Origin of the sequence: Arthrobacter sp. Hiyo1 (assembly GCF_001263615.2) — a bacterium.
Taxonomy (GTDB): Bacteria; Actinomycetota; Actinomycetes; order Actinomycetales; family Micrococcaceae; genus Arthrobacter.
In genome coordinates, this window is the sequence record NZ_DF952469.1 from 600,274 (window position 1) to 602,501 (window position 2,228).

The 2,228-nt window shown below is 64.1% G+C and carries 4 protein-coding genes and 1 pseudogene; 3 read left to right on the forward strand and 2 right to left on the reverse strand.

Going from position 1 to position 2,228, the window contains the following annotated elements; translation table 11 throughout:
- Both AHiyo1_RS25455 and AHiyo1_RS07185 read left to right on the forward strand, forming a co-directional pair.
- A pseudogene (locus tag AHiyo1_RS25455) lies at positions 1 to 216 on the forward strand (hypothetical protein); the annotation flags it as partial.
- Positions 168 to 872, forward strand: coding sequence for an MFS transporter (locus AHiyo1_RS07185; RefSeq protein WP_059388092.1), 705 nt, complete (start codon positions 168 to 170; stop codon positions 870 to 872). The pseudogene AHiyo1_RS25455 and the gene AHiyo1_RS07185, both read left to right, overlap by 49 nt.
- Before the next feature lie 7 nt (positions 873 to 879).
- Here the strand turns inward: AHiyo1_RS07185 and AHiyo1_RS07190 are convergent, their stop codons facing one another.
- Positions 880 to 1,383, reverse strand: coding sequence for a mycothiol transferase (locus AHiyo1_RS07190; protein WP_059388093.1), 504 nt, complete (start codon positions 1,381 to 1,383; stop codon positions 880 to 882).
- A 164-nt stretch (positions 1,384 to 1,547) separates the two neighbouring features.
- Positions 1,548 to 1,703 (reverse strand): ATP-binding protein, encoded by a 156-nt coding sequence (locus AHiyo1_RS24150; RefSeq protein WP_148667455.1) that lies wholly within the window; start codon positions 1,701 to 1,703, stop codon positions 1,548 to 1,550.
- Positions 1,704 to 1,834: 131 nt separating this feature from the next.
- Between AHiyo1_RS24150 and AHiyo1_RS07195 the strand changes: the two genes are divergently transcribed.
- Positions 1,835 to 2,158 carry a hypothetical protein gene (locus AHiyo1_RS07195; RefSeq protein ID WP_059388094.1) on the forward strand — a complete coding sequence of 108 codons (324 nt, stop codon included), beginning with the start codon at positions 1,835 to 1,837 and terminating at the stop codon, positions 2,156 to 2,158.
- The last annotated feature ends 70 nt before the right edge of the window (positions 2,159 to 2,228 follow it).

A 2,228-nucleotide genomic window follows, 5' to 3' on the forward strand; every position in this document is an offset into this window, starting at 1 on the left:
GGACCCTCTTCATCACGTGCCGATCGCGTCGTCGTCCTCATTGCGGTGCCGCGCCTGGTCGCGGAAACTCCCCGGCGGCCCGGACGCTTCGACATCCTCGGAGCCGTGACCGCCACTGGCGGCGCCATCGCCATCGTGTGGGGTCTCATTCAAGCGGGCGACGTCGGATGGTCCAGCCGCGCACGATCGGCGGCCTGGTTGTCGGGGCCGCACTGATCGCAATTCTCGCCGCTACCGAGCAGAGGGTGGCCCACCCGCTGCTTCGTCCGCAACTGCTGCGCAGCCCGAGCCGAGTGGCGGCGCTGGCAGCGATGGCAGCAACCTACGGCGGGATGCTGGCCATGTTCTTCCTCATGGTCCAGTACCTCGAAGACGATCTGCACCTCACGCCCATGGTCACCGGACTGGCGTTCCTGCCGATGCCGCTCAGCATCTTCGCGATGTCGCGCATCGTCCCGCGCCTGCTCGAGCGCTTCGGGGCCGTCCGGCTGGTCATCGTCGGTACCGCTCTCCGCGTCGTCGCCTTCCTGCCGCTGACGCAACTGAACACGGACACCCCGCTCGCCCTCGTTTTGCTTGCACTGCTGGGCACTGGAATCTCGGCCGGCATGACGTTCATGCCGCTCACCACGCTCGCGCTGCGCAACGTCGAACCCGAGCACGCAGGGTCTGCGTCCGGACTCTTCCAGACGATGCAGCAGCTGGGCGGAGCTGTCGGCCTGGCCATCGTGGCTTCGATCTACGCGGCCTTCGCGATCCCCGGCGACTTCCTGACCGGCGGGCGGGCCGGGTTCTGGTCTGCAACTGTCCTGTCCGCGCTCGCGCTGGCAGCCGTCCTGGGGTTGATCTTCAAACCCCGGAAAGCTGTATGAACGGTCTTTACCGGCCGCCTAGGCCTTTGGCGTAGGCGGCCTGACCCGCATGCTGAAGGCAATCCGCAATCGTGCTGACCAGGCGCACGCCGAGAGTGACGGGCGGATCCCAGCGGGTGTCGACGATGCGATCAAGGTCCGTGTCACCGAGCGTTTTCAGGAACGCAACCGTCTGCCGGTGCACGGCGTCGTAGTATTCGAGCAACAGCTCCGGCGGAGCTTGAACCGCATCGACTTTATCGCTCGAGTGGCCATAGCCGGTGTCGCGTTCGGGTAGCGGCAGCCTGAAGCGGCCGGCAAACTCCTGCGAAGTCCACACCTGTTCGACGCCGGCGGCGGACGCGACTTGGACGTCCTCCACGCGGCTGAGGTGCCAGATCAACCACGCAATCGAGTTTCCGCTGCCGGCGGGCCGGCGGATCAAGGACTCGTCGTCGACCCCTTCCAGCGTTGCGGCCACGACGTCACGGATCCGGCCAAAGGAATCCAGCAGCAGTTCGTTGGATCTCATCGCGTCCTTTCAGTGGTGCGTTGGCTACGCCTACCACCCAATCAGAGCCCGAACCGCCTGGGCAACCTGTTGTGGGGTTCGTGGTCCCGTCGGCACCACATGAGTTTCGATTTGGGTCTCGCTCAGGATTTCATCGAGCTCCACGCTGCGATCCAGGTGCCAGGTCAGCTCCTGGCCGTTCGGCTCGTGTCTGTTTCGAGGTCAATCACGGCGTTGCTGATTCCGTCGTCGGCGAGAAGCCAGTGCAAGGCTTCGCCGGTGCTCGTCTTGCCGGCACCAACCGTGCCGTTGAGGAAAACACTCTCAAGGTCCATAGCCATCCAAGGAGTCTAGGCAGCAGATCGGGCGCACCCTGCCCGGGTATTCAAAATGACCACGTATGCAGCGACGGGAGGCGATCCGCGGGCATAAGCTACAAGCAGAACGTCTCTTCCGACGCCGGGGAGCTCAAATGGACACTGAATTCGCTGATGTCATCGGTCATGATGTCACGACGATCACTTGCCTGTGCGGAAACACCGTCAGCAAAGAGGGATTGATTCAGGCCAATTCGCAAGGCCTCCCTGTTTTCGCCGGGGCCGACAAGCCCGTCCCCGCCGGACTCGCCCCGTGGCCCGACGATGAGGACCTCTACACCTTGTGTCCGTCCTGCGGCCGGGTTTACCACGACACCGTCATTGAAGCGACAGGGACCGCCCCCGTGGCCTTCCAAGTTGACGTCACCGCCGGCCCGATCGCCGAGGCGATCCGGGTTCACTGGGAGCTCAGCACCTGATTCTTGGGACGTGTTTTCCTTGTTTCGCTTGTCGCGACGCCGAACGGCCGTGCGGGAGGTAAAAATGTCA